This window comes from Cryobacterium shii, from assembly GCF_004402595.1.
GTDB lineage: Bacteria > Actinomycetota > Actinomycetes > Actinomycetales > Microbacteriaceae > Cryobacterium > Cryobacterium shii.
Window position 1 is genome coordinate 157,332 of the sequence record NZ_SOFY01000014.1, and the last position, 25,334, is coordinate 182,665.

Here is a 25,334-nt window from a genome sequence, read left to right on the forward strand (position 1 = left end):
GCAGCGCCTTTGCCGCCGCCTTTACGGCCGACGCACAGGTGCCTATGGTGGCGGCATGCACGCAGACGACGTTCCCGCACAGCCCCCGCGCTCCCTGCTGACCGACCGCCTCGGCCGGTGGGGACTCCGCAGCGGCCAGATCATCCTCGTGGTGCTGGTGGCCGGCGGGATCGTCTACGCGCTGGTGCAGGTGAAGCTCGTGGTCATCCCGGTGCTCGTGGCGCTGATCCTGGCGTCAGCGCTGGTACCGGTGGTCGGCTGGCTGCGCAGGCGCGGCGTTTCGGCGATGCTCTCCACCTGGATCACTCTGCTGTCGGGCGTGCTCATCCTCGGCGGCATCGTCACGCTCATCGTCTTCGCGGTGCGCAACCAGTGGACCGCACTGTCCCTGGCCGCCAGCGAAGGACTCGACGAGCTGCAGGGGCTGCTGGTCGAGGGCCCGCTGTCCCTGGACGCCGCCCAGTTCGCCGCCGTGCGCGACACCCTGGTCGGCTTCATCACGAGCGCGGAATTCGGTACCGGCGCTCTCGCCGGGGTGTCCGCCGCCGTCGAACTGGTCACCGGATTCCTGCTGATCGTGATCATCCTGTTCTTCTTCCTCAAGGACGGCGGCCTGATCTGGGGCTTCTTCCTGCGTTTCCTCTCCGGGGAACGCCTCGAGCGCGCGCGCCGGGTCGGCGCGGTCGCGCCCGAGGTCCTCGGTCAGTACGTGCGCGGCACCGCGGTCATCGCCCTGTTCGATGCCGTATTGATCGGGGCGGGGCTGGCCATCCTGCAGGTCCCGCTCGCCCTGCCCCTGGCCGTGATCGTGTTCCTGACCGCTTTCATCCCCCTGATCGGGGCGACGATCGCCGGCATCCTCGCCGCGCTGGTGGCCCTCGTCGCCAACGGCCCGATCGTCGCCTTGATCGTCGTGGCGATCGTGGTCGTGGTCAACCAGCTCGAGGGGGACCTGCTCAACCCGGTGGTGATGGCCGGGGCCTTGAAACTGCATCCGCTGGTGATCCTGATCGCCCTCACCGGCGGCACGGTCCTCGGCGGCATCGCCGGGGCCGTGCTCGCGGTGCCGCTGGTGGCCGTCTCCTGGGCGATCTTCAAGGTCTGGGACGGGCCGGACGAGTCGATCACCCGCCGGGAGAAATTCTCCTTCCGGCGCCACCGCCGGCGTGCGGAAGGCGTGAGGTGATGCCGGCGCTCATCTTCGACTGCGACGGCGTGCTCGCCGACACCGAACGCGACGGCCACCTGCCGGCCTTCAACCAGGCCTTCGCGGAGTTCTCGGTTCCCGTGCAGTGGAACGACCCCGACTACGCGGTGAAGATGAAGATCGGCGGCGGTAAGGAACGGATGCGCAGCATCCTGACCCCGTCGGTCGCCGCCGTGCTCGGGCTGCCGCAGGACGACCCCGCCGCACTCGACTCCACCGTCGCGAGATGGCACCGGCGCAAGACCGCGATCTACACCGAGCGGGTGAACCGCGGCGCACTGCCGGCCCGCCCGGGCATCCGCCGGATCGTCACCCAGGCCGCGGACGCCGGCTGGACCCTTGCCGTGGCGTCCACGTCCGCGGAGGAGTCCGTGCGCACCGTGCTCACCCACGCGGTCGGACCCGAGCTTGCGGCAAAGTTCCGGGTTTTCGCCGGTGACGTCGACGGCGCCAGGAAACCGGCCCCGGACGTCTACCTGCGCGCCCTGCGGGAGCTCGGGATCGGACCCGGCGACGCGCTGGTCGTCGAGGACAGTGCGAACGGTCTGAAGGCCGAGCTCGCCGCCGGGCTGCGCACCGTGATCACGGTCAGCGGCTACGCCGCGGGGGAGGACTTCACCGGGGCGGCCCTCGTGGTGTCCTCGCTCGGCGACCCCGGCGGCCCCACCACCGTCACGATCAGCGACCCGCTGCACCTGGCGCCGGAATTCTTCGTCGACCTTTCCGATTTCGCCGCCATCCTTGCGGCCCCCGAGATTCCCGCCCCCGACGCGACTGCCCCAGACGCCCTGGAGAACCGATGACCCGCACAGCCCTGTCAGACACCGCGTTCGGCGTGCAGAGCATCGCCCGCACGGCCGTCGACAACGAGCGGGAATTCGGGGACCACGACTCCGTGGTCGGCGATGGCGACTTCGGGTTCTCCCTGGCCCGCGAATTCGAGATCGTGCTCTCCGACTGGGACGGCCTCGACCGTTCCAGCCCGTCGGCGTTCCTGAAAAGGGTGGCGCTGGTCATCTCCGGGCGCATCGGCGGAACCTCCGGTCCGCTCTGGGGCACGGCGTTCCTGCGCGCGGCCGCCGCGGTGTCGGGCAAGGAAGAACTCACGGGGGCCGACGTGGTCGCCATCCTCCGCGCGTCCGCGGAGGGAATCAAGAGCCGCGGCAAGTCCGACCTCGGCGACAAGACCCTCCTCGACGCCCTCGTGCCGGCCACGGATGCCCTCGAGTCCGAGTTGGCCACCGCAAGCGGCCCTGCCGCGGCCCTCGCCCGCATGGCCCGGGTGGCCCGGGCCAGCGCGGACGCCACCAGCCTGCTGCAGGCCCGCCGGGGACGGGCCATTTACACCGGCGAACGCAGCATCGGCTCGCCCGATCCTGGAGCGGTCGCCGTCGCGGTCATCCTGGAGCGGCTCAGCCGGGAATGGGCCTCGCGCGACGACCTCTGACCGGCGACCGACCGAACGCACCAGTCGCCGAACACACCAGCCGTCGGTCGCGACCAGCCGTCGGTCTCGCGGCGCACCTTCGGGCAGCGGGCGCGCGTTAGAACCTGCGCCCGCGGCCACAACCTGCGCCGCGAGCCGCGGCCGCGGTAGACGGCGGGTGGGGTACGGGTGGAGGGTGGGCACATGAACGACGACTCGATGCACGCCTGGCCCGCCACCCGCGAGGCCTTCCGGCAGGCCGCCCGCTGGTTCGTCGACACGTCATCCCTCGTCAACGACTGGGAGCGGCCGGGCCTCGGCGAGTGGACCGTGCGGGACCTCGTCGGGCACACCAGCCGGGCCCTGCTGACCGTGGAGACCTACCTCGGCCAGGCCCCCGCCGCGTCCGGCGCCGCCGCGTCCGGCGCCGCCGCGTCCGGCGCCGCCGTCGCGGTTTTGTCGGCGGTCGACTACTACCCGTTGGCCCTCGCCTCGCTGGGGGATCCGGCGACGGTCGCCCGGCCCGGCCGGGACGCCGGCGCGGCCCTCGGCCCCGACCCGGCCCGGCAGGTGTCGGTGATCGCCGACCGTGTGCTGCAACTCGTCGCCGAAACCGCCGGGGACGCCGTCGTCGCCACCCCGGTCGGCGCCATGCGCCTGGCCGACTACCTGCCCACCCGCATCTTCGAGCTCACCGTGCACACCTGCGACCTCCGGGCGAGCCTGGGGGTGCCGGCGCAGGTTCCGGATGCCGCGGCATCCGTCAGCCTGCACCTGCTGGGGGATCTGGCGCTGCGGAAGGGCCTCGCCGCGGACCTGCTCCTCGCGGCCACCGGGCGGGGGAGCCTGCCGGCCGGTTTCACGGTGCTGTAGCATTCACGGCCGAAGCATTCACGGCCGAAGCATTCACGGCCGAAGCATTCACGGCCGAAGCATTCACGGCCGCTGCGCCGGGGCATCCGTGACTCTGCTAAACTCGGTGGGTTGCCGTTTGACGGCCGCGGATCAAGAGAGCCCAGGCATTCGGCCCCGGGCACCGCGCAGTGAGAGAAAGGGGATCCCATCTATGGCACTCGAAGCTAATGCAAAGAAGGCGATCATCGAAAAGTACGCTACCCACCCAGGCGACACCGGGTCCCCCGAAGTTCAGATTGCCATGCTCACGCAGCGCATCCTGGACCTCACGGAGCACCTGAAAGAGCACAAGCACGACCACCACTCACGTCGTGGCCTGCTTCTCATGGTTGGTCAGCGCCGTCGTTTGCTCGGTTACCTGTCGGACATCGACATCACTCGGTACCGCACGCTGATCGGCAGCCTCGGACTTCGCCGCTAAGGCACTTTTCGAAGACAACGCGATCTTCTTGCGAACGGGCCGTCACCTGAGGGTGGCGGCCCGTTCTGCGTACCCGCCGCGTTCGCCCGCCGGGCAGGCCAGGGAATGAGTCCGGGGAATAAGACCGGGCCCGGAAGGGTTTCCCGAAGCGATGACTACTTCCGCCCTGAGCCTCTCCGTGCTCGACCTGATTCCCGTCCGCACCGCCCAGAGCTCGGCCCAGGCGATCGCGGCATCCGTCGCCCTCGCGCAGAGCGCCGACCGGCTCGGTTACACCCGCTACTGGGTGGCGGAGCACCACAATATGCAGGCCGTCGCGTCGACGAACCCGCCGGTGCTGATCGGCATTCTCGCCGCCCGCACGGAGCGCATCCGGGTCGGCTCCGGGGGAGTCATGCTGCCCAACCACTCCCCGCTCGTGATCGCCGAGCAGTTCGGCCTGCTCGAGGCCGCCTTCCCCGGCCGGATCGACCTGGGCCTGGGCCGTGCGCCCGGCAGCGACCCGATGATCACCGCGCTGCTGCGCTCCAGCGGCGCCGTCAGCGAGGTCGACGCCTTCCCCCGCAACATCGACGACATCGCTGCGCTGCTGCAGCCCGGAGGGGCCGCCCTGAGCCTCACCTCCGGCCAGGAGTACGCCCTGCGCGCCACCCCCGCCGCCGACGCGATGCCCGAGATCTGGCTGCTCGGCTCCAGCGACTACTCGGCCCGGCTCGCCGCGAAGCAGGGCATGCCCTACGTCTTCGCCAACCATTTCGCGGGCGACGGCACCACCCAGGCCCTCGACCTCTACCGACGCGGCTTCACTCCGAGCGACACCCTGGCCGCGCCGCGCACCATCCTCACCCTCAACGTGGTGGTCGCCGACACCGCGGCCGAGGCCCGTGCCCTCGCCCTGCCGCAGATGCAGCAGATGGCTCGGCTGCGTTCCGGCCAGCCGCTCGGCCCGCTCGCGACGCTCGAGGAGGCCGCCGCCACGACGATGGCGCCGGCGCAACAGGGCATGATCGAGCGGATGTCCGCCACCTGGATCCTGGACGAGCCGGTGGCCGCCGCCGCGCGCATCCGTGACCTCGCGGCCCGGTTCGGGGTCGACGAGGTCATGCTGCAGCCCATCGCCTCCGCGCACGGGACGGCCGCCCCGGCCACGTCCCCCGCCCGGGAGCGCACGCTGGAGCTCCTCGCCGCCGAGCTCCTCGAGGCCGCGCCCGCGCCCGTCACCGGTCCCTAACACCCTGTCAGCTCGGGGTTTTTTCATAGGAAACGCATAGCGACCCCTGCCAGCGTTGTCACTGTAGACAATCGGAGGGTGGAACAGACCATGGATGCTCGCGAACACGGCAAGCGGCTCAGCCGGATCGTCACGGGAACGATCGGCGTTCTGGCCGTGGTCGCCGCCTCGGCGCTCGGTCTCCACAGCTGGGCGGATGCGCTGGCGACCAGGGCGACCGCCGCGGGACCGACGACGCAGCAGGCCCCGGCCGCGGACACCCAGGGCTCGGATGACGGGGAATGGGGCGACGGGGAAGAAGGGTCGTCCCAGCCCCTGCAGCAGGCACCGCAGCCCCAGCAGAACGTGTCCCCGATCACCCCGGGCAACGGCCGGTCCCCGAACGCGACCACCAACGGGTCCTGACATGCCCGCCATCACAGCGGGCGTCACCACGGCCCACGTCACCACGCTGGACTGGGAGCTGTGGAGCACCACCGCCCGCATCGTGCTCACCAACGCCGGGCCGACCGGGCAGAGCGGGCAGAGCGGGCGGGCCGAGGAGGCGCGCGCGATCGCGGATGACGTGCTCGCGGACATCGAGGCGGCCTCCAGCCGGTTCCGCGACGACTCGGAGATCCGCGTCCTGGCCGATCGGTTGCCGGACGGCGTCGAGGTGAACGACACGCTCGCCGGCCTGGTCCGCCGGGCGCTCGCCTCCGCCCGGTTCACTGACGGTGACGTCGACCTGACCCTCGGCAACGCACTCGACGCGGTCGGCTACGACCGGGATATCCGGCTCCTCCTGGGTGACGACGGCGTCCCCGTGCGGGCCATCGCGTCCCGGGCCCCCGGCTGGAGGAGCGTCACGCTGGTCGCGAACCGGCTGACCGTTCCGCGGCACCTGGCCCTCGATCTCGGAGCGACCGCGAAGGCCGTCGCCGCCGACCTGGTCGCGGCGCGGGTCAGCGCCGGCCTCGGTTGCGGGGTGCTGGTCAGCCTGGGCGGCGACATCGCCACCGCCGGCCCCGCGCCGGCCGGCGGCTGGCAGGTGCTGGTGCAGGATGCCCCGCTCGAGCCGAGCGCGCAGGTCACCCTCGCGGCCGGCCAGGCCCTGGCCACCTCCAGCACGCAGAAGCGGCGGTGGCTGCGGGGCGGACGGCCGCAACACCACATCCTGAACCCCCGCACCGGACTCCCGGCCGAACCGGTCTGGCGCACCGCGACGGTGGCGGCGGCCACCTGCCACCGCGCGAACACCCTCAGCACCGCCGCGATCGTGCGCGGCGCCGCGGCGGAAGCCTGGCTGCGTGAGCAGGGCGTGCCGGCCCGGCTCGTCTCCGCCGACGGGGCCGTGGTCACCCTCGTCGGCTGGCCCGACGAGGAGGGCAAGCCGTGAACGAGGCGCTCTGGGCTCTCGGCCGCGGCACGGGCGTGGTCGCCCTGGCTCTGTTCACGATGTCGGTGCTGCTGGGCATCCTGACCCGATCCGGCCGGCCCCTGTTCGGCCTGCCCCGCTTCGCGCTGACCCTGGTGCACCGCAACGTGGCACTGCTGGCGACCGCGTTCCTGGCCGTGCACCTGGTCACGCTCCTCGGCGACTCATACGCCCAGCTGCGACTGGTCGACTTCGTCGTGCCCTTCCTCGGCGCCTACAAGCCGTTCTGGCTGGGACTCGGCACCGTCGCCGTCGACCTCCTGATCGCCGTGGTGCTGACGAGCCCGGAGCGCGCCTCCGTCGGCGTGCGGGTCTTCCGCGCCGTGCACTGGCTGACCTACCTGATCTGGCCGGTCGCGCTCCTGCACGGCATCGGCAACGGCACGGATGCCGGAGCGGGCTGGTTCATCGCCTTCGCCGTCGTCTGCGCGGTGGCCGTGCTTTCGGCCCTCCTCTGGCGCCTCACCGGCGGTTTCGCTCCACTCGGTTCGGTGCGGGCCGACCTGACCCAGGGTGACCAAAATCGGACAGACCCGAAACGGACCGACCCGAACCGAGTGGAGCGAAACCGATGACCGGCGCCGTGGCATCCTCGGTCACCGCGCCGGTCGGCACGACCCGGCTGACGTCCGCTCCCGCTGCCGATTTCGCCACCCACCTCGCCACTTTCGGGCCGCTGCCGACCAGCAACCCGGCGGTTCTCCTGTCGGCCCTGCACGACTCGGGGCTGGAGGGCAGGGGCGGCGGGGCCTTCCCAGCCTGGCGCAAGCTCGCCGCGGTGCCGGGCCGTGAACGGGCCCGCGGGCGCCGGGTCGTGGTGATCGGCAACGCCGCGGAGGGCGAACCGCTCAGCTCCAAGGATGCGACGCTGCTCACCGTGGCGCCGCACCTGGTCATCGACGGCCTGCTGGCCGTAGCCGAGTCCCTGAACGGCACGGCGACCTATCTCTACGTGCGGTCATCCGTGCTGGGAGCGGTCTCGCGGGCGCTGGGGGAACGCCGCGATGCCCGGAAAATCGAACTGCGGGAGGCCGCCGACAGCTTCGTCTCGGGCGAGGCATCGGCCGTTGTCAGCGCCCTGGCCGGCCGTCGCCCGGTGCCGCAGGATCGACCGTTCCTGCTCACCGAGTCCGGCCTGGCTGGCCGGCCGACCCTGCTGCACAACGTTGAAACCCTCGCCCACATCGCCCTGATCGCGCGTTTCGGTCCGGCCTGGTTCCGCTCGCGCGGCACTGCGTCCGACCCGGGGACCCGTCTGGTCACCGTCACCGGCGGCGGGAGGCCGTCGACGGTGATCGAGATCGGCGGCGGAGCGGGGCTGAACGACGTGTTCCGGTTCGCCGGGATCGATCCGGCCGGCCTCTCCGGCGTGCTGGTGGGCGGTTTCCACGGCGCGTGGGTTCCCGCCTCAGCCGGAAACGTGCGGCTCGACCGAGAAGACCTGGCGCGGTTCGGGGCCACCCCCGGCGCCGGAATCCTGATGGGGCAGGATGCTCGGCACTGTCCGCTGACGGTGGCCAGTGCGATCGCGACCTACCTGGCCGGCGAGACCGCCGGTCAGTGCGGACCCTGCGTCAACGGGTTGTCGGCGATGGCGAGCGTGCTGTCGCGGCTGGCCCGCGGCGAACGGGATCCCTCGCTGCCGGCCGAGCTGCGCCGGCTCGCCGACCTCGTCACCGGTCGTGGGTCGTGCCACTACCCCGACGGAACCGCTCGTTTCGTGCTGAGCACGCTGACCGTGTTCGACGCGGACGTGCGGGCCCACCTGGCGGGCACCTGCCGGAAGGAGCACTCATGACAGCGCCGCGCTCACTGCTGCACATCGACTGGACCGCCTGCGACGGCCGCGGCCTCTGCACCGAAATCCTGCCCGAACTGCTTGCCCGGGACGACTGGGGCTACCCGCTGGCCCGGACCAGGGGCGCAGGGTCGGACGTTCCGGTTCAGGAACGCCTACTGGATGCCGCCTCCGAGGCGGTCGCCCTCTGCCCGCGGCAGGCGCTGAGGCTGGTGCTGGGGACGTAAAGACGTCTGCCTATTTGTGCTGCTCGGTCTTCTGCAGCTGCCATTCCAGGTCGTCGGGGGAGAGGTCGGCGTTGCGGAAGGCATCCGTCAGGGGCAGTTGCAGCCGCAGGTCGGTGCCGAGGCAGAGGGCGGCCCGCCCGGAGCGCAACTTGAAGTCCAGCACGTGGCCGCCCGCCGTGCGCTCGTCGTTGATGAAGTGGACGTGGCAGCCGGGCACCCCGATGCCCTGCTCGTAGAGCGGGGTGCGGAATCCGGCCACGACACCGGTGACGTCGTGCAGTTCGATGATGGCGTCCTCGTCGGTCGCCTCCACCATCGGGCGGTACGGCTTCTGCTGTTTGACGACCGTCCGCATCCGGATCCACTCGAAGTCACCCTCGATCCGCAGGGCGTACATGTAGTTCTGGGAGGCCGTCATCCGGTCGATGAAGGTGGACACCTCGGCGCGCGACAGGCCGGGGGGCAGCTCGCTCTCAATGTGCGGAACGAAATTCGTGACGACCGCGTAGGGCGTGTGTGCGCCGAGGTCGGCGACGGAGACGCCGCCGTCGGCCCGAAGCTGGTAGCAGGTGCCGCCGATGATCAGCATTTCGCCGTCGAGCCCGTTGAACGTGCCGATTCCGAAACTGCCGTGACCGAGCAGGTCGCGAACGGTCATCTCGTCTTCGTAGACGCCGTCGAGCAGCGCGCTCATCAGGCTGGTCTGGAAGATCTCGTGTCGGGAGACGGTGAATTTGCTCATTGCAGCACATCGCTTTCGAGGTCGGCCATCAGGTCGTCCCTGTTATTACGGTAGTCGACGTGGACGTCGATGATGCTCGGTCCCGGCTCGGCCATGGCCTGGGCCAGGATGCCGGCGAAGTCGTCGAGATGGGTGACGCGGTAGCCGTGGGCGCCGAATGACTCGGCGTAGCCGACCGCGTCGTAGTCGCCCAGCTGCACGCCGGAGGTGCGTCCGTACTTGCCCTGCTGCTGGAACGCGACCATGTCGTAGGTGCCGTCGTTGAAGATGACATGCGTGAACGTCGATCCGAGCCGCACGGCGGTCTCGAGCTCCATCGCCGAGTAGAGGAAGCCGCCGTCGCCGGAGACCGACACGACCGGCGTTCCCGGGCGCACGAGCGTCGCCGCGATCGCCCAGGGCAGGGCCACGCCGAGCGTCTGCTGGCCGTTCGAGAACAGCAGGGTGCGGGGGTGGTAGGTGCGGAAGTGCCGGGCCATGTAGATGTAGTGGGAGCCGACGTCGCAGAGCACCGTTGTGTCATCCGGCAGCAGTTCGCGCATCAGCAGGGTGAGGTCGGCGGGGTGCACGCCCTCCGATTCGTCGCGCAGCCCGGTGGGCTGGTCCGCCTGCGCCAGTCGTGCGCGCTGGTCTGCGACGACGGATGCCGCGGCGGCGGGCAGCACGAGGCCGTCTATCTGCCGGGCGAGCGCGTCGATCGTCTCCGCCACGTCCCCGCGCAGCTCCACCGTCGGGCGGTAGTAGTCGTCGAGGTCGGCCGCCAGCTCGTCGAGGTGGATGATCACGCGCTGGTGGTCCTCGTTCCACTTCGAAGGCTCGTACTCGACGAAGTCGTAGCCGATCGCCAGGATCACGTCGGCCTTGTGCAGCAGGATGTCGCCCGGCTGGTTGCGGAACAGGCCCACCCGTCCCAGGTAGTGCTCTTCGAGCTCGTGCGAAATGACGCCCGCAGCCTGGAAGGTCTCGACGACGGGAAGCCCGGCGACGCCCAGCAACCGGTGCAGCGCGGCGGTGGCCTCGTCGGAGCCCGAACGCGCGCCGGCCAGGATGACGGGGATCCGGGCATCCTTGAGCAGCGCGGCGGCCCGCTTCACGCTCTCGGGAGCGGCGGCGCCCAGCCGCGGTACCCAGTGCGGGTTCTTCATCGTCACCGCGGTCGAATCGGTGAGGACGTCGTAGGGCAGCACGACGGCGGCGGCGCCCCGGGGCTCCTGCGTCGCGATCCGGAACGCGTTCGCGATGGCCTCCGGCACGTTGTCGGCGACGCTGACCTCGCCGGCCGACTTGGTCACGGCCGAGAGCATGCCGACCGCGTCCATCGTCTGGTGGGTGCGCTTGAGGCGGTCGGCGCGGGACACCGCGCCGCAGAGGGCGACGAGGGGGTCGCCTTCGGTCGTGGCGGTCAGCAGTCCGGTAGCGAGGTTGGCGGTGCCGGGGCCGCTGGTGACGAGCACGACGCCGGGCTGCCCGCTCAGGCGCCCGACGGCGGCGGCCATGAAGGCCGCATTCTGCTCGTGGCGGCAGACGATCACCTCGGGGCCGTCGTCGAGGAGGGCGTCGTACACGGGGTCGATCTTGGCGCCGGGGACGCCGAACACCCACTTCACGCCGTAGGCCTTCAGACACTCCACGACGCGGTCGGCGGAGCGGCGGGCCAGGTCGGCCGTGCCGGCCGCCCGGGTGCTGGCGGTGCTGTCCACCGCGGGTGAGATGTTCGTCATTCTGGCCTCCCGGCTTGCCGTCGGATCCGGCTTCCCTATCCATGCTCCCGCTCAAACAGATAAGAAACAACGCCGAAGAGTGATGCAAACGATCTGAAAATGAGATGATTAACCGGTGGACGTCAGACAGTTCGAATTCTTCAGTGCCGTCGCGGGCGAGCTGAGCTTCACCCGCGCCGCGGAGCGGCTCACGATCGCCCAGTCCGCCGTGTCCGCCGGGGTTCGCGCGCTCGAGGGCGAACTGGGGGTCGAGCTGTTCGACCGCAGCCGCCGACAGATCCGGCTCACCTCGACGGGCGAACTGCTCCTGCCGAAGGTGCGCGACGCCCTCGACGCGGTGAACGAGGTGCGCGACGTCGCCCAGGAGACCACCCGCGCCATCACCGGGTCCATCGTGATCGGCCTGATGACCTCCGTCACGCTGGTGAACGTGCCGCGGCTCCTCGGGCATTTCCGCACCGGCCACCGGGGCGTGGACGTGCGGCTGCGAGCGGCCCGGCGGGGCTCGGCCGGACTGGTGGACGAGCTGGTCAGCGGAGAACTCGACCTGGCCTTTCTCGCGCTGAGCGGCCCCGCGCCCGCGCCGCTGATCGCCGTGCGGATCGCCTCCTCGCCGATGGTGCTGGTCGTGCCGGACGGCCACCGGCTGGCGTCCGCCCGCACGGTGACACTCGACGACCTCGTCGCGGAGGAGTTCATCGATCTGCCGCCCGGCTATGCCAGCCGGCAGATCGTCGACGACGCCTTCGCCGCCGCCGGGATCGAGCGGCGGATCACGATCGAGGTCTCCGACATCGGCACGGCGGCCGAGTACGTGACCAACGGCCTCGGGGTCGCCCTGCTGCCGGAATTCGCGGCGAACGACGCCCCCGGCGTGCGCCGGCTCCCGGTCGACAACGTGCCGGAGTTCACCGTCTACCTGGCGGCGTCACGCAAGCGCCGGGCGTCGGCGGCGGTGCGCGCCTTCGTCGACCTCGCCCTCCCGCGGGAGGAGCCCGAGATCCGTCTCTGATCCGCAGGCGCGTGACGAATTCCTGTTCGGAATGGAATCTGCCGTATAGAATCTGGCTTTATGACTCAATTGCGTATCAGCGAGGTGGCGACCTTGATGCGCGTGAGCGACGACACCGTTCGCCGGTGGGTGGAACAGGGCCGGTTGACCGCCACCCGCGGGGCGGGATCCCGGCAGGTGATCGACGGGGCCGAGGTAGCCGCGTTCGTGCGGGAGCGCCGGGACCAGGAGCAGGATGCGGCACCGTTTCCCAGTTCGGCGCGCAACCGCCTCGAGGGCATCGTCACCGAGGTGAAGCGCGACGGGCTCGTCGCCGTGGTCGAGATCCAGGCCGGCCCGTTCCGGCTGGTGTCGCTGATGACGCGGGAGGCCGCCGACGAGCTGGAGCTGGAGCCGGGGTCGCTGGCGACGGCCGTGGTGAAGTCCACGACGGTCGTGGTGGAGAAGTCCCGGCCCGGTGACGAGGAATGACCCGGCCAGGAATGACCCGGCCAGGAATGACCCGGCCAGGAATGACCCGGCCAGGAATGACCCGCGACCGTGCCGGGCGGCGTCGCCCGTCCCGGGGTCTCGGCCTCGGCGTGGCCGTGCTGGCCGTGCTGGCGGTGCTGGCGGCGCTGTCCGGGTGCGCGTCGTCTCCCGTTCCCGCCGCCCCGGGGGGATCCGATTCGGCCGGCCCCGACCGGGTGGTGCGGGTGGCCGCCGCCGCCGACCTGAAGTTCGCGCTGGACGACATCATCGACCTGGTCGAGAAGACGAATCCCGGCATCCGGGTGGATGCGACCTACGGCTCGTCGGGCACGTTCCTGACCCAGATCAGCAACGGCGCACCCTTCGACGTGTTCCTGTCGGCGGATGTGAGCTACCCCCAGCAGCTGGTCGAGGCCGGCCTGGCCGAGAAGGCCGACCTGTTCCCGTACGCGGTCGGCCGGCTCGTGCTGTGGGTGCCGGAAGGGTCGGCCCTGGACCCGGCGGACGGCCTGGGCATCCTGGCCTCGCCCGGCGTCACCGCCGTGGCCATCGCCAATCCCGAGCACGCCCCCTACGGGAAAGCCGCCGTCGCCGCCCTGCAGGAGGCCGGGCAGTACGACGCGGTCAGCCCGAAGCTCGTGCTCGGCGAGAACGTCGCCCAGGCGGCCGAGTTCGTCTCGTCGGGCAACGCCGACGCGGGCATCGTGGCGCTGTCCCTCGTGCTCTCCGACCCGCTCAAGGGCGTCGGCCGCTGGGTCGAGCTGCCGCTGGCGAGCTACCCGCGCCTCGATCAGGGCGGGGTCGTGCTCTCCGCGGCCCAGGACCCGGCCGCGGCGCGCACCGTGCGCGACACGATGCTCGGCCCCGCGGGCACGGCCATCCTCACGGCCTACGGCTTCACCCTGCCGGGGAACTGAACCGTGGGCTGGCAGGCCGTGGACTGGCAGGCCGTCGGCGTCAGCATCCGGCTCGCGCTGGCGACGACGGCCATCCTGTTCGTCATCGCCATTCCGCTGGCGGCCTGGCTGGCCTTCTCCCGTCGCCGTTGGACGGTGATCGTGGAGGCCGTGGTCGCCCTCCCGCTGGTGCTGCCGCCCACCGTGCTCGGCTACTACGTGCTCGTCGCCCTCGGCAGCGGCTCCCCGTTCGGCCGGTGGTGGCGGGACACGACCGGCACCACGCTGGCCTTCTCCTTCACCGGGCTCCTGATCGCATCCGTCATCTACAGCCTTCCCTTCGCGGTGCAGCCCCTGCTCGCCTCGTTCGCCGGCGTCGACGGCCGGCTGCTGGAGGCGTCGGCCGTGCTGGGCAAGTCCTGGGGCCAGAGCCTGGTCCGGGTGGTGTTGCCGCTGTCCCGGGCCGGACTGGCCACGGCGGGCGTGCTGACCTTCGCCCACACGGTGGGCGAATTCGGGGTCGTGCTGATGGTCGGCGGCAACATCGCGGGGGAGACCCGCACAGTGTCGGTGTCGGTCTACGACGCCGTGCAGTCCTTCGACTACGCCACGGCCGGGCTGACCAGCCTGCTGCTGCTCGTCTTCTCCCTCGTCGTGCTGAGCGCGACCTACGCTTTCCAGCGGCGCGGATCGCTGCTGTGGGCGCCGCGGTGAGCGTCGGAACGGCGTCGAAGGCGCTGCGTCTGGACATCCGTCACCGCCGGGTGCGCGCCCGGCTCGACCTCGACCTGGAGCACCCCGGCATCACGGTGCTGTTCGGACCGTCGGGGGCGGGCAAGACCACGATCATCCGTTGCCTGGCCGGCCTCGACCGGATCAGCTCCGGCACGATCACCCTCGGGCCGACGCTGTGGGACGACGGCGGCCGCACGTTCGTGCCGGCCCGGCGCCGCAACGTCGGCTACCTCTTCCAGGACCTGGCCTTGTTCCCGCACCTCAATGTGGCCGAGAACGTCGGCTACGGCCTGAAACGGATGCCGCGGGCGTCGCGTCAGGCGATCATCGACGACGCCCTGCGCACGGCCGAGGTGCCCGGTTTCCAGGAGCGGATCGTCGCGGAACTCTCCGGCGGCGAGGCCCAGCGGGTCGCACTCGCCCGTGCCATCGCGCCCCGGCCCGACGTGCTGCTGCTGGACGAACCCCTCGCCGGCCTGGACGACCCGACCCGGCTGCGGCTGCGCTCGGAACTCCGCCGGCTCATCCTGCACGCCGGGATCCCGGCTCTGGTCGTGACCCATGACCGGGACGAGGCCCTCGCCCTGGCCGACCAGCTCGTCGTGCTCATCGACGGCGCCGTGCACCAGACCGGCCCCCCGGCCGAGGTCTTCGACCGCCCCGCTGACGCGATGGTGGCGCGGGTCGTCGGCATGGACACGATCAGCCCGGCCCGGGTCGTGTCGGTCGACCGCGGCACCGTGCGGCTGCGGGTGGGGGAGGCGAGCGTCGTCGCCGACCTGCCGTCGTGGCGCCGGCATCCGCTGGCCGCGGGGGAGGCGGTGGCGGTCTGCCTGCGCGGCGGCGACGTCGGACTCCGCGCGGATCCGGGTTCCGCGGCGCCCCCGGACACCAACTCGCTGCCCGCCGTCGTGACGGGAATCATCGAGGAGGCCTCCCTGATCCGGGTGCAGGTGGATGCCGGTTTCCCGCTGGTCTGTTTCCTCACCCGACGCGAGCTCCAGGCGCTCGGCCTCACGGGGGGTTCCCGTGTGCTGGTCCTGGTGCATCGCCGGTCGGTGCACCTGGCCGAGCTCGCTCCGCAATAATATGGTCCGGTACCCAACGGAACGGAAACCTCCCGCATGAGCGTCTGGCGCACCAAGAGCATCGAAGCCTCCATGGCCGACTCCGAGGAGAAGGGCCACAGCCTCAAACGCACGCTGGGCACCTGGGACCTCATGATCATGGGCGTGGCCGTCGCGGTCGGCGCCGGGATCTTCTCGGTCGGCGCGAAGGCGGCCGGCAGCTACGCCGGGCCATCCGTCACCCTGGCGTTCCTCCTCGCCGCGGTCACCTGCGCGCTCGCCATCATGTGTTACGCGGAGTTCGCCTCGGCGGTTCCCGTGGCCGGCTCGGCGTACACGTTCACCTACGCCACCCTGGGCGAGCTGCTCGCCTGGATCATCGGCTGGGACCTCATCCTCGAGATGCTGACCGCCGCCGCCGTGATCGCCAAGTACTGGGGCATCTACCTCAGCGAGGTCTTCAAGCTCTGGAACTGGGATGTCCCGGCCACGATCCCGGTGTTCGGCCTGCAGGTGAGCTGGGGCGCGTTCGTCATCGTCGCCATCTTCACCACCCTCCTGGTGCTGGGCACGAAACTGTCCGCCCGGGTGGCCAGCGTCTTCACCATCCTCAAGGTCGCGATCGTCGTGTTCGTGATCGTCGTCGGCGCCTTCTTCATCAAGCCGGAGAACTACACGCCGTTCATCCCGAAGTCGGTGCCGTCGACTGGCGGTGCGGGCGACGTCTGGATGCAGTCGCTGTTCTCGTTCATGACCGGCGCGCAGCCGGCCCAGTACGGCCTGTTCGGCCTGCTTGCCGGTGCCTCGTTGGTCTTCTTCGCCTTCATCGGGTTCGACGTCGTCGCCACCAGCGCCGAAGAAGTGAAGAACCCGCAGAAGACCCTGCCGCGCGGCATCTTCGCCGGCCTGGCCATCGTCACGGTGCTCTACCTCGGCGTCAGCCTCGTGCTCACCGGCATGGTGCCCTACACCGTGCTGGCCGACGACCCGAACGCCTCCCTGGCGACGGCGTTCGTCTCCGTCGGCGCCGGCTGGGCCGCCCAGGTCATCTCCGTCGGCATCCTGATCGGACTCACCACCGTGATCATGGTGCTGCTGCTCGGCCTGTCCCGCGTGCTCTTCGCGATGAGCCGCGACGGCCTGCTGCCCCGCGGGCTCAGCGTCACCTCCGCCAAGCGCGGCACCCCGGCGCGCGTGCAGATCATCGCCGGCACCGCCGTCGCGCTGATCGCCGGGTTCACCGACGTGGGCGTGCTCGAAGAGATGATCAACATCGGCACGCTCTCCGCCTTCGTGCTGGTCAGCATCGCCGTGGTCGTGCTGCGCAAGAAGCGCCCCGACCTGCCGCGGGCGTTCAAGGTGCCGTTCTCGCCGTACCTGCCGATCCTGTCGGCCGCGCTCTGCTTCTGGCTGATGCTCAACCTCACGACGCTCACCTGGGTGCGCTTCGCGGTCTGGCTCGCGATCGGCCTCGCCGTGTACTTCCTCTACGGCCGTCGCCACTCGGTGGTCGGGATCGAGGCGAAGCGCGTCTTCGACGCCACCTTCCGCGAAGAGGTCATCCGCGAAGAACGGGCCACGCTGGGCAAGTAGCGCCCGCGCCCGCCGCGCATCGCCCCGACTGCCGTTCGGCGGATGGGGTGGAAGCCCAGCCGGGATCGGGGAGGATGGAGCCATGCTGCACCGCCATCCCGTCCTGTCCTCGGCCACGCTCGCCTATCTGGCGTTCGTGGGCTGGGTGACGCTCGGGCCGCAGCCGCTCAACACGTCCAACAACGGCTGGCTGCTGCGCGCGCTCGGGTTCTTCGCCCGGCACGACTCCACCGACTGGATCACCTACGGCCGGGTCGAGTTCGCCGCCAACATCGGCATGTTCATCCCGATCGGCGTCTTCCTGGTGCTCCTCTTCGGCCGTCGCCAGTGGTGGCTGGCGATCGTCGTGGGCGTCGCCCTCACCTGCTCGATCGAGTTCACCCAGCAGTTCCTGCCGACCCGCTACCCGGATCTCCGCGATCTGGTCGCCAACACTGCCGGCGCGGTCCTCGGGGTGCTGGTCGCCCTGGTCATCACGGCCTGGAAGATCGTGCCCCGCAAGACGGATGCCGCCGGCCGGGCGGCATCCGTCGGCTACAGCCGGTAGCAGCTACAGCCGGTAGAGGCGCGCTTCCCAGGGTCGAAGGGTCGTCTCCGTGGGGTGGGCGGCGGCATCCGGATCGGCCGGGTAGTTGGCCAGGACCAGCTCCGCGCCGGAGACGTCCGCCGGCAGTGGGCCGGACAGCGGTGCGTCCGAGGCGTTCGCGACGACGAGAAGTGTCTCGTCGCCGAGCGTACGTGTGAAGGCATACAGGGCCTCGTGGTCGGGTTCCAGCAGGGCGAAGTCGCCGAGGGCGACGACCTCGCTCTCGTGCCGCAGCTCGATCAGGGACTGGTAGAAGCGGAAAATGCTGCGCTCGGTGGAGAGGTCGGCGGCGACATTGATGTCCGCGCTGTTCGGGTTGACCGCCAGCCACGGCGTTCCGGTGGTGAAGCCCGCCTGCGGGGAGGCATCCCACTGCATCGGGGTGCGGGCGTTGTCCCGGCCCATGGTCTGCACCCCGGCGAGGACGGTGCCGGGGTCGAGGTCGAAGTCCTCCACGGCCTCGCGGTAGTGGTTCAGTGATTCGAGGTCGCGGTAGTCGTGGATGAAGTCGAAGCGCACGTTCGTCATGCCGATCTCCTCGCCCTGGTAGATGTAGGGCGTGCCGCGGTGCAGGTGCAGCACCAGCGCCCAGAGCGTGGCCGACTCGTAACGATAGGTGGTGTCATTGCCGAAGCGCGACACCAGCCGGGGCTGGTCGTGGTTGTTCAGGTAGAGGCTGTTCCAGCCGGTGGCGGCGAGGCCGTCCTGCCAGCGGGAGAGGCTCTGCTTCAGTGCCGGCAGGTTGCGGGGCAGTACGTCGAACTTGTGCTCGCCCTGGTCGAGGCCCACATGCTCGAACTGGAATATCATGTCCACTTCGTGCCGGGCCGGATCGGTGAACAGCAGGGCGTCGTCGGTGCTCACGCCCGGCATCTCGCCGACCGTGAGGTGCTCGCCCCGGCGGCCCTCGAAGACCTCGCGGTGCATCTCCTGCAGGAAGTCGTGGATCTGGGGTCCCATCGGGGAGCCGCCGCCGGTGGCCGCGGCCGGTCCGTCGACCAGCTCGACCCGCTTGGCGATGAAGTTGATCACGTCCATCCGGAAGCCGTCGACGCCGCGGTCGAGCCACCAGTTCATCATCGAGTAGACGGCCTGCCGCACCTCGGGGTTCTCCCAGTTGAGGTCGGGCTGCTGCTTCGCGAACAGGTGCAGGTAGTACTCACCGGTCGTGTCGTCGAGGGTCCAGGCGGGTCCGCTGAAGGCGCTGCCCCAGCCGTTCGGGGCGCTCCCGTCGGCCTGGGGCTTCCGCCACCAGTACCAGTCGCGCTTCGGGTTCGTCAGCGAACTGCGGGACTCCTGGAACCAGGCGTGCTCGTCGCTGGTGTGGTTCACGACGAGGTCCATCACGATCTTGATGCCGCGTTCGTGCGCCTCGGCGAGCAGCAGGTCGAACTCGGCGAGGCTGCCGAAGACCGGCTCGATCTCCTGGTAGTCGCTGATGTCGTAGCCGTTGTCGTGCTGCGGCGAGGGGTAGACCGGGGAGAGCCAGACGGCGTCCACGCCGAGGTCGGCGAGGTAGTCCAGTTTCGAACGGATGCCGCCGAGGTCGCCGACCCCGTCGCCGTCGGAGTCGGCGAAGCTGCGGGGATACACCTGGTAGACGACCGCCTTCGTCCACCAGGGGGCACGGGCGGGCGCGTCACTGTCGGAGGCGGGCATCACGGCCGTGGGAACGGGGTTTGTCATGTCCCGATCCTGTCATGGCACCCTGGAAGGAATAGGATCGGTGCCTGTTCGTGCGCCGTTTTCGGGTGCTGAGAGTGAGGCTGCAGATGCAATTCGGAATCTTCACCGTCGGTGACCTGACGGCCAACCCGACGACCGGCCGAACCCCCACCGAGCACGAGCGCATCACGGCCATGGTCGCCATCGCCCGGAAGGCCGAAGAGGTCGGACTCGACGTCTTCGCCGCCGGCGAGCACCACAACCCGCCGTTCGTGCCCTCGTCGCCCACGACCCTGCTCGGCTACATCGCCGCGCAGACCGAGCGCATCATCCTTTCCACGGCGACCACGCTGATCACGACCAACGACCCGGTCAAGATCGCCGAAGACTTCGCCATGCTGCAGCACCTCTCCGGCGGGCGGGTCGACCTGATGCTCGGCCGCGGCAACACCGGCCCGGTATACCCGTGGTTCGGCCAGGACGTGCGGCAGGGCATCCCGCTGGCCCTGGAGAACTACGCGCTGCTCCGCCGCCTCTGGCGCGAAGACGTCGTGGACTGGGAGGGCCAGTTCCGCACCCCGCTGCAGGGGTTCCAGTCGACGCCGCGCCCCCTCGACGGCGTGCCGCCCTTCGTCTGGCACGCCAGCATCCGCAGCCCGGAAATCGCCGAGCAGGCCGCGTTCTACGGCGACGGCTTCTTCGCCAACAACATCTTCTGGCCCAGGGAGCACTACGCGAAGCTGATCGGCCTCTACCGGTCCCGGTTCGAGCACTACGGGCACGGCGCCGCCGATCAGGCCGTCGTCGGCCTCGGCGGCCAGTTCTTCGCCCGCACGAACTCGCAGGACGCCGTCACCGAGTTCCGCCCCTACTTCGACAACGCCCCGGTCTACGGCCACGGGCCGAGCCTCGAGGACTTCACCGAGCAGACCCCGCTCACCGTGGGCAGCCCGCAGCAGATCATCGACCGCTACGCGGGCATGCGCGACTACTTCGGCGACTACCAGCGCCAGCTGTTCCTGATCGACCACGCCGGGCTGCCGCTGAAGACCGTGCTCGAGCAGCTCGACATCCTCGGCGGCCAGATCGTGCCCGTGCTCCGCCGCGAGCTGGCGGCCAACCGTCCGGCGCACGTGCCCGACGCCCCCACGCACGCCTCCCTGAAGGCCGCCGCCCTGAAGTCCGCGTCCCTGACGGCCGCCCCGGCCCACCCCGAGCCCGCCACCCTCGCCGAGCGGTGAGTTGCGACCCACTTTTTCGCGAAAAAGCCAGCCGAACTCACGGCTCGGTGGGGTGGGGCGCCTATTTTGGGCGGGGAGATTGGGCGCGGGATACTGGGAGTGCGGCGCGGAACGGATGCTCACGGGCCGCGGAAGCAGACGACCATGAACCTCGCGCCCCCTGACGCCACGACGGATGCGCGCCGCGCCTTCTTCGACGCCCGCCCCGCTTCAGCCGCGGCCGTCGACCTCTCCGTGCGGATCGGCGGCCTCACCCTGGCCAACCCGGTGATGCCGGCCTCGGGCTGCTTCGGCCCCTCGCTCGGGCGGCTGATCCCGGTCACCGAGCTCGGCGCGGTCGTCACCAAGACTGTGTTCGGCACGCCCAGGGGCGGCAACCCGGCCCACCGGCTGACCGAGATCCGGGCCGGGATGGTGAACAGTGTCGGCATCCCGAGCCGCGGGGCGGCCGGCTACCTGGCGCAGCAGCATCCGCACTACCAGGCCCTCGGCGTGCCCACGATCATCAGCGTGGGCGGCCACCGCCCGGGCGAGTACGCGCGGGTCGTGCGCGACCTGGCCGGTTCCGGGGTCGCCTACGAGCTGAACGTCTCCTGCCCGAACCTCGACCGCCACGGCGCCGACATCGGCTCGGACCCGGATGCGATCCGGGAGGTCGTGCGCACGACCCGGCTCGAAACGGACAAGCCGTTGATCGTCAAGCTGCCCGTGCTGGTGTCGTCGATCGCGGACTGCGCCCTCGCGGCCGAGGAAGCCGGCGCCGACGCGGTCTGCGTGGCCAATTCCATCCCCGCGCTGCCGCTCGAGCGCTACACCCGAGCCCCCGCCCTCGGCAACGTCATCGGCGGCCTTTCCGGGCCGGGCATCCGCCCGATCGTGCTCCGCCTGGTCTGGCTGGCCTCCCGCGCGGTTCAGATCCCGGTGATCGCCTGCGGCGGCATCGAGACCGTCGACGACGCCCTCGACTACTTCTCGGTCGGGGCCACCGCGATCCAGGTCGGCACGGCCAGCTTCGGGCGGCCCTTCGCCATGGTCGAGATCGTGCGCGCCCTGCAGGACCGCTGTCTCACCGACGGCGCCGGCGACATCAACGCCCTGATCGAACTCTGGAGAGCCGAATGACCGTCACGCCGGAGCCGAGCACCACGCCGGAGCCGGCCGAAACCTCCCAGCTCGCCGCCCTTCGCCGCCAGCGCGAATTCGCCGCGGCCGACGAAGCGGCCATCGACGGTCTGCTCTCGGTGCGTCCGCCCGAACGGATGCCCCGGCCCGAGCCGGTCTGGGACGACGCCCCGGTGCTGGTGCACGACATCGTGGGGGAGCGCTACCACTGGCTCGTGCTCGCCACCCGGACCATCGCGGCGACCGCGCTGGCCGGCCAGTTCCTGATGATCACCGTGCCGCCGAAGGGAGGGGAGCGCATCCTGCTGCCCCGCCCGATGGCCATCCACCGCCGGCACCCGGAGCAGGGCACCGTCGAGGTCGTCTACGGCGTGGCCGGCCGCGGCACCACCGCGCTCGCCGACGTCGCCGTGGGGGAGCGCCTCCTGGTCACCGGCCCGCTGGGACGCGGCTTCGAGTTCCCGGATGCCGCCCTCCCGACCGCGACCGGCGCGCAGCAGGCCCGCACGGCCCTGATGATCGGCCGGGGCGTCGGCGTCTGCGCCGTCATGGGCTCGGTCGAAGATGCCGCCCGGCTCGGCCTCAAGGCCACCGTCGTGGTCAGCGGCCGGTCCCGCGCCAACCTGATCGGCCTCGCCGACTGCGCCGAACTGGGTGCCGAGGTGATCCCGGTCACCGACGACGACGGAAGCAGCCGGATGCCCGCCCTCGCCGCACGGCTGCGCGCCCGGTTCGACGCGGGCCCGCCCGACGTGATCCTGGTCTGCGGCGCCGGCGTGCTCGCCCGCCTCGCCGCCGAACTCGGCGCCGAGTGGGGTGTGCCGGTGCAGGTCTCGCTGGAGGCCCACATGGCCTGCGGCCTCGGCTACTGCCACGGCTGCGCCGCGCCCGTGGCCACGGATCCCGCCGTCGAGGGGCCGCTGGTCTGCGTCGACGGCCCGGTGTTCGACGCCGCACTCTAGGACCCGGCCCGCAAACCCGGCAGTCTGAGCGTCTTCTGTTAGGCTTGAGGAGGTCAATCCGTGGATTGGCCGAGCACTAACGGAGCAGACCGGCAGCACGCTGGTCCTCGGTGGTGGTTTCCCAACTCGGTGGCAGCATCCGTTGTTGGTGAATTTCTACTGGTGGCCAGCAGCGCCCCTGTCCTGCTCCAAGTCCAACTCGCGCGCCATACGGGCAACCGAGTCTTCGTCGCCAGAATGGCGAGAAGCAAAAAAACAAAAAGGAGAGAACCCCCATATGGAGGGTCCAGAAATCACGTTCGCCGAAGCCATCATCGACAACGGCAAGTACGGCACGCGCACCATCCGCTTTGAAACCGGGCGTCTCGCCCAGCAGGCGCAGGGCTCTGCCGCCGCCTACATCGACGACGAAACCATGCTGCTCTCCGCGACGAGCGCCAGCAAGCAGCCGAAGGAAAACTTCGACTTCTTCCCGCTGACCATCGACGTCGAGGAGCGCATGTACGCTGCCGGCCGCATCCCGGGCAGCTTCTTCCGCCGCGAAGGTCGCCCGTCGACCGAGGCGATCCTCACCTGCCGCCTGATCGACCGGCCGCTGCGCCCGTCGTTCGTCGACGGGCTCCGCAACGAGATCCAGGTTGTCGTCACCGTTCTGGCCATCGCGCCGGACGAGTACTACGACGTTCTGGCCATCAACGCTGCGTCGATGTCGACCCAGATCGCCGGACTCCCCTTCTCGGGCCCGATCGGTGGCGTTCGTGTCGCCCTCATCCCCGACGAGCACGGCTCCGGCCAGTGGGTCGCCTTCCCGAAGCACTCCCAGATCGTCGACGCCGTGTTCAGCATGGTCGTCGCCGGCCGCGTGGTGACGGATGCCGATGGCGGCCAGGACGTCGCGATCATGATGATCGAGGCCGAAGCCACCGACAACGCCTGGAACCTGATCAAGGGCGGCGCCATCAAGCCCAACGAAGAGGTCATCGCCGAGGGCATCGAAGCCTCGAAGCCCTTCATCAAGCAGCTCATCGAAGCGCAGCAGAAGGTCGCGGACTCCGCTTCCAAGGCCACCGGCAACTACCCGGTGTTCCCGTCCTACCAGCCGGCCACCTACGACGCCGTCGCGGCCCTCGCCTACGAGGAGCTCAAGGGCGTCTACCAGATCGCCGACAAGGTCGCCCGCCAGGACGCCGATGACGCCCTCAAGGCCCGCGTCAAGGACGCCATCGCCGCGAAGGTCGACGCCGGAGAGCTCGACGCCGGCGCCAACAACCAGGTGTCCGCCGCGTACAAGTCGGTCACCAAGCTCGTCGTGCGCTCACGCGTGCTCAACGAGGGCATCCGCATCGACGGCCGTGGGCTCGCGGACATCCGCCCGCTCGACGCCGAGGTTGCCATCATCCCGCGCGTGCACGGCTCGGCCATCTTCCAGCGCGGCGAGACCCAGATCCTGGGTGTCACCACGCTGAACATGCTCAAGCTGGAGCAGACGATCGACTCCCTGAGCCCGGTCACCAAGAAGCGCTACATGCACAACTACAACTTCCCGCCCTACTCCACCGGTGAAACCGGCCGGGTCGGAACCCCGAAGCGCCGCGAGATCGGCCACGGCGCGCTCGCTGAGCGTGCCCTGGTCCCCGTGCTGCCGACGCGCGAGGAGTTCCCGTACGCCATCCGTCAGGTCTCCGAGGCGCTCAGCTCCAACGGATCCACCTCGATGGGTTCCGTCTGCGCCTCGACCCTGTCGCTGCTGAACGCCGGAGTGCCGCTGCGCGCCCCGGTCGCCGGCATCGCGATGGGCCTCATCTCCGACACCGTTGAAGGCAAGACCCGCTACGCGGCTCTGACCGACATCCTCGGCGCCGAAGACGCCCTCGGCGACATGGACTTCAAGGTCGCCGGAACCAGCGAATTCGTCACCGCGATCCAGCTCGACACCAAGCTCGACGGCATCCCCGCCTCGGTGCTCGCCGGCGCACTCACCCAGGCCAAGGATGCTCGCACGACCATCCTCGCCGTGCTGAATGCCGCCATCGACCGCCCGGACGAGATGGCACCGACCGCGCCCCGCGTGATCAGCGTGCAGATCCCCGTCGACAAGATCGGCGAGCTGATCGGCCCGAAGGGCAAGACGATCAACGGGATCCAGGACGAGACCGGCGCCGACATCTCCATCGAGGAGGACGGCACCGTGTACATCGGCGCCGTCGACGGACCGTCGGCCGAGGCCGCCCGCGCCATGGTCAACTCCATCGCGAACCCCACCAACCCCGAGGTTGGCGAGCAGTTCCTCGGAACTGTCGTGAAGATCGCCGCGTTCGGCGCCTTCGTCTCGCTGCTCCCGGGCAAGGACGGCCTGCTGCACATCTCCGAGGTGCGCAAGCTCGCCGGCGGAAAGCGCGTGGAGAACGTCGAAGACGTGCTCGGCGTGGGCCAGAAGGTCCTCGTTGAGATCACCAAGATTGACGACCGTGGCAAGCTCTCGCTCGCCCCGGTACTCGAAGAGTCGGCTGAGGCCGGCACCGAGGACGCACCGGTTTCGACCGAGGCGTAGTCCGCTAGATCTGCCGACAACCTCTCGCCAGGTTAGTCGGTAAGACGGAAAGCCCGTCCTGTTACGGCAGGGCGGGCTTTTTGCGCGCCCGGACGCACCCCCCCCCTAGCTGGGGTCACAACCCGTCCTAGTTGACGCCGTCGGCATCGCGCTAGCCTGCGCCCATGATGAATTCTGAGAACCGCCTGCGTTCCCTGTCGCGCCTCGGCGCCATCTCCCTATTGAGCTTCGGCCTGGTCGTCGGCGCCGTTTCAGCCCCGGCCACCGCAGCCCCGACCGCAGCCCCGACCGCCGCCCCGGCCGCCCCGGCCGCCGCCCCGGCCGCCGC

25 protein-coding genes are annotated in these 25,334 nt (G+C 70.4%); 22 read left to right on the plus strand and 3 right to left on the minus strand.

Translation table 11 applies throughout. From position 1 onward, the window contains the following. Window positions 1–55: 55 nt before the first annotated feature. From E3O49_RS18355 to E3O49_RS18405, 11 genes are all read left to right on the plus strand, one after another. A complete protein-coding gene (locus E3O49_RS18355; RefSeq protein ID WP_134402380.1) occupies window positions 56–1,186 on the plus strand; it encodes an AI-2E family transporter in 1,131 nt (376 codons plus the stop codon). Next, the gene (locus tag E3O49_RS18360) at window positions 1,186–2,010 is read left to right on the plus strand and encodes an HAD-IA family hydrolase (RefSeq protein WP_134451038.1); all 825 of its coding nucleotides are present in this window, start codon (window positions 1,186–1,188) and stop codon (window positions 2,008–2,010) included. Before E3O49_RS18355 ends, E3O49_RS18360 begins: the two co-directional genes overlap by 1 nt. Continuing rightward, window positions 2,007–2,654 carry a dihydroxyacetone kinase subunit DhaL gene (gene dhaL, locus E3O49_RS18365; RefSeq protein WP_134451040.1) on the plus strand — a complete coding sequence of 216 codons (648 nt, stop codon included), beginning with the start codon at window positions 2,007–2,009 and terminating at the stop codon, window positions 2,652–2,654. The genes E3O49_RS18360 and dhaL overlap by 4 nt, the downstream gene beginning before the upstream one ends. A 183-nt stretch (window positions 2,655–2,837) precedes the next feature. Further along, window positions 2,838–3,506, plus strand: a complete 669-nt coding sequence (locus E3O49_RS18370) for a maleylpyruvate isomerase N-terminal domain-containing protein (protein WP_244285248.1) — start codon at window positions 2,838–2,840, stop codon at window positions 3,504–3,506. Window positions 3,507–3,699: 193 nt separating this feature from the next. Then, window positions 3,700–3,969, plus strand: a complete 270-nt coding sequence (gene rpsO / locus E3O49_RS18375; RefSeq protein WP_134366400.1) for a 30S ribosomal protein S15 — start codon at window positions 3,700–3,702, stop codon at window positions 3,967–3,969. Window positions 3,970–4,120: 151 nt separating this feature from the next. Continuing rightward, window positions 4,121–5,200, plus strand: coding sequence for an LLM class flavin-dependent oxidoreductase (locus tag E3O49_RS18380; RefSeq protein ID WP_134366399.1), 1,080 nt, complete (start codon window positions 4,121–4,123; stop codon window positions 5,198–5,200). Between the two features lie 78 nt (window positions 5,201–5,278). After that, window positions 5,279–5,605, plus strand: coding sequence for a hypothetical protein (locus E3O49_RS18385; protein ID WP_134451042.1), 327 nt, complete (start codon window positions 5,279–5,281; stop codon window positions 5,603–5,605). 1 nt (window position 5,606) lies between these two features. Continuing rightward, window positions 5,607–6,578, plus strand: coding sequence for an FAD:protein FMN transferase (locus E3O49_RS18390; protein ID WP_134366397.1), 972 nt, complete (start codon window positions 5,607–5,609; stop codon window positions 6,576–6,578). Beyond that, window positions 6,575–7,192: a ferric reductase-like transmembrane domain-containing protein gene (locus tag E3O49_RS18395; RefSeq protein ID WP_134451044.1), complete on the plus strand. Its 618-nt coding sequence runs from the start codon at window positions 6,575–6,577 to the stop codon at window positions 7,190–7,192. Before E3O49_RS18390 ends, E3O49_RS18395 begins: the two co-directional genes overlap by 4 nt. After that, the gene (locus E3O49_RS18400) at window positions 7,189–8,415 is read left to right on the plus strand and encodes an NADH-ubiquinone oxidoreductase-F iron-sulfur binding region domain-containing protein (RefSeq protein ID WP_134366395.1); all 1,227 of its coding nucleotides are present in this window, start codon (window positions 7,189–7,191) and stop codon (window positions 8,413–8,415) included. Before E3O49_RS18395 ends, E3O49_RS18400 begins: the two co-directional genes overlap by 4 nt. Continuing rightward, window positions 8,412–8,642, plus strand: coding sequence for a ferredoxin (locus tag E3O49_RS18405; RefSeq protein WP_134366394.1), 231 nt, complete (start codon window positions 8,412–8,414; stop codon window positions 8,640–8,642). Before E3O49_RS18400 ends, E3O49_RS18405 begins: the two co-directional genes overlap by 4 nt. A 10-nt stretch (window positions 8,643–8,652) precedes the next feature. Here the strand turns inward: E3O49_RS18405 and budA are convergent, their stop codons facing one another. Both budA and alsS read right to left on the minus strand, forming a co-directional pair. Next, window positions 8,653–9,384 (minus strand): acetolactate decarboxylase, encoded by a 732-nt coding sequence (gene budA / locus E3O49_RS18410; protein WP_134366393.1) that lies wholly within the window; start codon window positions 9,382–9,384, stop codon window positions 8,653–8,655. Further along, window positions 9,381–11,105, minus strand: a complete 1,725-nt coding sequence (gene alsS / locus E3O49_RS18415) for an acetolactate synthase AlsS (protein WP_134402382.1) — start codon at window positions 11,103–11,105, stop codon at window positions 9,381–9,383. Before alsS ends, budA begins: the two co-directional genes overlap by 4 nt. Window positions 11,106–11,220: 115 nt before the next feature. Here alsS and E3O49_RS18420 point away from each other — a divergent pair, with 115 nt between their 5' ends. From E3O49_RS18420 to E3O49_RS18450, 7 genes are all read left to right on the plus strand, one after another. Further along, window positions 11,221–12,117, plus strand: a complete 897-nt coding sequence (locus E3O49_RS18420; protein WP_134366391.1) for a LysR substrate-binding domain-containing protein — start codon at window positions 11,221–11,223, stop codon at window positions 12,115–12,117. Window positions 12,118–12,177: 60 nt separating this feature from the next. After that, entirely contained in the window at window positions 12,178–12,588 is a 411-nt protein-coding gene (locus E3O49_RS18425) for a TOBE domain-containing protein (protein WP_134366390.1), read from the plus strand. A gap of 41 nt (window positions 12,589–12,629) precedes the next feature. Further along, a complete protein-coding gene (gene modA / locus E3O49_RS18430) occupies window positions 12,630–13,505 on the plus strand; it encodes a molybdate ABC transporter substrate-binding protein (RefSeq protein ID WP_198416021.1) in 876 nt (291 codons plus the stop codon). A gap of 3 nt (window positions 13,506–13,508) precedes the next feature. Beyond that, window positions 13,509–14,198 (plus strand): molybdate ABC transporter permease subunit, encoded by a 690-nt coding sequence (gene modB, locus E3O49_RS18435; protein ID WP_198416019.1) that lies wholly within the window; start codon window positions 13,509–13,511, stop codon window positions 14,196–14,198. Further along, complete coding sequence (locus E3O49_RS18440) at window positions 14,195–15,307, plus strand: ABC transporter ATP-binding protein (RefSeq protein ID WP_160141014.1); 1,113 nt, start codon at window positions 14,195–14,197, stop codon at window positions 15,305–15,307. Before modB ends, E3O49_RS18440 begins: the two co-directional genes overlap by 4 nt. Before the next feature lie 36 nt (window positions 15,308–15,343). Continuing rightward, on the plus strand, window positions 15,344–16,879 hold the full coding sequence (locus E3O49_RS18445) for an amino acid permease (RefSeq protein WP_134366389.1): 1,536 nt from the start codon (window positions 15,344–15,346) through the stop codon (window positions 16,877–16,879). Window positions 16,880–16,961: 82 nt separating this feature from the next. Beyond that, window positions 16,962–17,426, plus strand: coding sequence for a VanZ family protein (locus E3O49_RS18450; protein ID WP_134366388.1), 465 nt, complete (start codon window positions 16,962–16,964; stop codon window positions 17,424–17,426). 3 nt (window positions 17,427–17,429) lie between these two features. Here E3O49_RS18450 and E3O49_RS18455 read toward each other — a convergent pair whose 3' ends face one another. Then, on the minus strand, window positions 17,430–19,151 hold the full coding sequence (locus E3O49_RS18455) for a glycoside hydrolase family 13 protein (RefSeq protein WP_420898183.1): 1,722 nt from the start codon (window positions 19,149–19,151) through the stop codon (window positions 17,430–17,432). 86 nt (window positions 19,152–19,237) lie between these two features. Between E3O49_RS18455 and E3O49_RS18460 the strand changes: the two genes are divergently transcribed. The 4 genes from E3O49_RS18460 (at window position 19,238) to E3O49_RS18475 (ending at window position 25,006) form a co-directional block, all read left to right on the plus strand. Continuing rightward, window positions 19,238–20,371 carry an LLM class flavin-dependent oxidoreductase gene (locus tag E3O49_RS18460; protein ID WP_134366387.1) on the plus strand — a complete coding sequence of 378 codons (1,134 nt, stop codon included), beginning with the start codon at window positions 19,238–19,240 and terminating at the stop codon, window positions 20,369–20,371. Between the two features lie 144 nt (window positions 20,372–20,515). After that, window positions 20,516–21,493, plus strand: coding sequence for a dihydroorotate dehydrogenase (locus tag E3O49_RS18465; protein ID WP_134366386.1), 978 nt, complete (start codon window positions 20,516–20,518; stop codon window positions 21,491–21,493). Next, window positions 21,490–22,455 carry an iron-sulfur cluster-binding protein gene (locus E3O49_RS18470; protein WP_198416017.1) on the plus strand — a complete coding sequence of 322 codons (966 nt, stop codon included), beginning with the start codon at window positions 21,490–21,492 and terminating at the stop codon, window positions 22,453–22,455. Before E3O49_RS18465 ends, E3O49_RS18470 begins: the two co-directional genes overlap by 4 nt. A 277-nt stretch (window positions 22,456–22,732) precedes the next feature. After that, entirely contained in the window at window positions 22,733–25,006 is a 2,274-nt protein-coding gene (locus E3O49_RS18475) for a polyribonucleotide nucleotidyltransferase (protein WP_134366385.1), read from the plus strand. Window positions 25,007–25,334 lie beyond the last annotated feature (328 nt).

Bases quoted from the DNA above. Each gene is read 5' to 3' on its own strand.
- E3O49_RS18355 (WP_134402380.1), top strand. From the start codon at position 56: ATGCACGCAGACGACGTTCCCGCACAGCCCCCGCGCTCCCTGCTGACC.
- E3O49_RS18360 (WP_134451038.1), top strand. From the start codon at position 1,186: ATGCCGGCGCTCATCTTCGACTGCGACGGCGTGCTCGCCGACACCGAA.
- dhaL (WP_134451040.1), top strand. From the start codon at position 2,007: ATGACCCGCACAGCCCTGTCAGACACCGCGTTCGGCGTGCAGAGCATC.
- E3O49_RS18370 (WP_244285248.1), top strand. From the start codon at position 2,838: ATGAACGACGACTCGATGCACGCCTGGCCCGCCACCCGCGAGGCCTTC.
- rpsO (WP_134366400.1), top strand. From the start codon at position 3,700: ATGGCACTCGAAGCTAATGCAAAGAAGGCGATCATCGAAAAGTACGCT.
- E3O49_RS18380 (WP_134366399.1), top strand. From the start codon at position 4,121: ATGACTACTTCCGCCCTGAGCCTCTCCGTGCTCGACCTGATTCCCGTC.
- E3O49_RS18390 (WP_134366397.1), top strand. From the start codon at position 5,607: ATGCCCGCCATCACAGCGGGCGTCACCACGGCCCACGTCACCACGCTG.
- E3O49_RS18400 (WP_134366395.1), top strand. From the start codon at position 7,189: ATGACCGGCGCCGTGGCATCCTCGGTCACCGCGCCGGTCGGCACGACC.
- E3O49_RS18405 (WP_134366394.1), top strand. From the start codon at position 8,412: ATGACAGCGCCGCGCTCACTGCTGCACATCGACTGGACCGCCTGCGAC.
- budA (WP_134366393.1), bottom strand. From the start codon at position 9,384: ATGAGCAAATTCACCGTCTCCCGACACGAGATCTTCCAGACCAGCCTG.
- alsS (WP_134402382.1), bottom strand. From the start codon at position 11,105: ATGACGAACATCTCACCCGCGGTGGACAGCACCGCCAGCACCCGGGCG.
- E3O49_RS18425 (WP_134366390.1), top strand. From the start codon at position 12,178: ATGACTCAATTGCGTATCAGCGAGGTGGCGACCTTGATGCGCGTGAGC.
- modA (WP_198416021.1), top strand. From the start codon at position 12,630: ATGACCCGGCCAGGAATGACCCGCGACCGTGCCGGGCGGCGTCGCCCG.
- E3O49_RS18445 (WP_134366389.1), top strand. From the start codon at position 15,344: ATGAGCGTCTGGCGCACCAAGAGCATCGAAGCCTCCATGGCCGACTCC.
- E3O49_RS18450 (WP_134366388.1), top strand. From the start codon at position 16,962: ATGCTGCACCGCCATCCCGTCCTGTCCTCGGCCACGCTCGCCTATCTG.
- E3O49_RS18455 (WP_420898183.1), bottom strand. From the start codon at position 19,151: ATGACAAACCCCGTTCCCACGGCCGTGATGCCCGCCTCCGACAGTGAC.
- E3O49_RS18460 (WP_134366387.1), top strand. From the start codon at position 19,238: ATGCAATTCGGAATCTTCACCGTCGGTGACCTGACGGCCAACCCGACG.
- E3O49_RS18465 (WP_134366386.1), top strand. From the start codon at position 20,516: ATGAACCTCGCGCCCCCTGACGCCACGACGGATGCGCGCCGCGCCTTC.
- E3O49_RS18470 (WP_198416017.1), top strand. From the start codon at position 21,490: ATGACCGTCACGCCGGAGCCGAGCACCACGCCGGAGCCGGCCGAAACC.
- E3O49_RS18475 (WP_134366385.1), top strand. From the start codon at position 22,733: ATGGAGGGTCCAGAAATCACGTTCGCCGAAGCCATCATCGACAACGGC.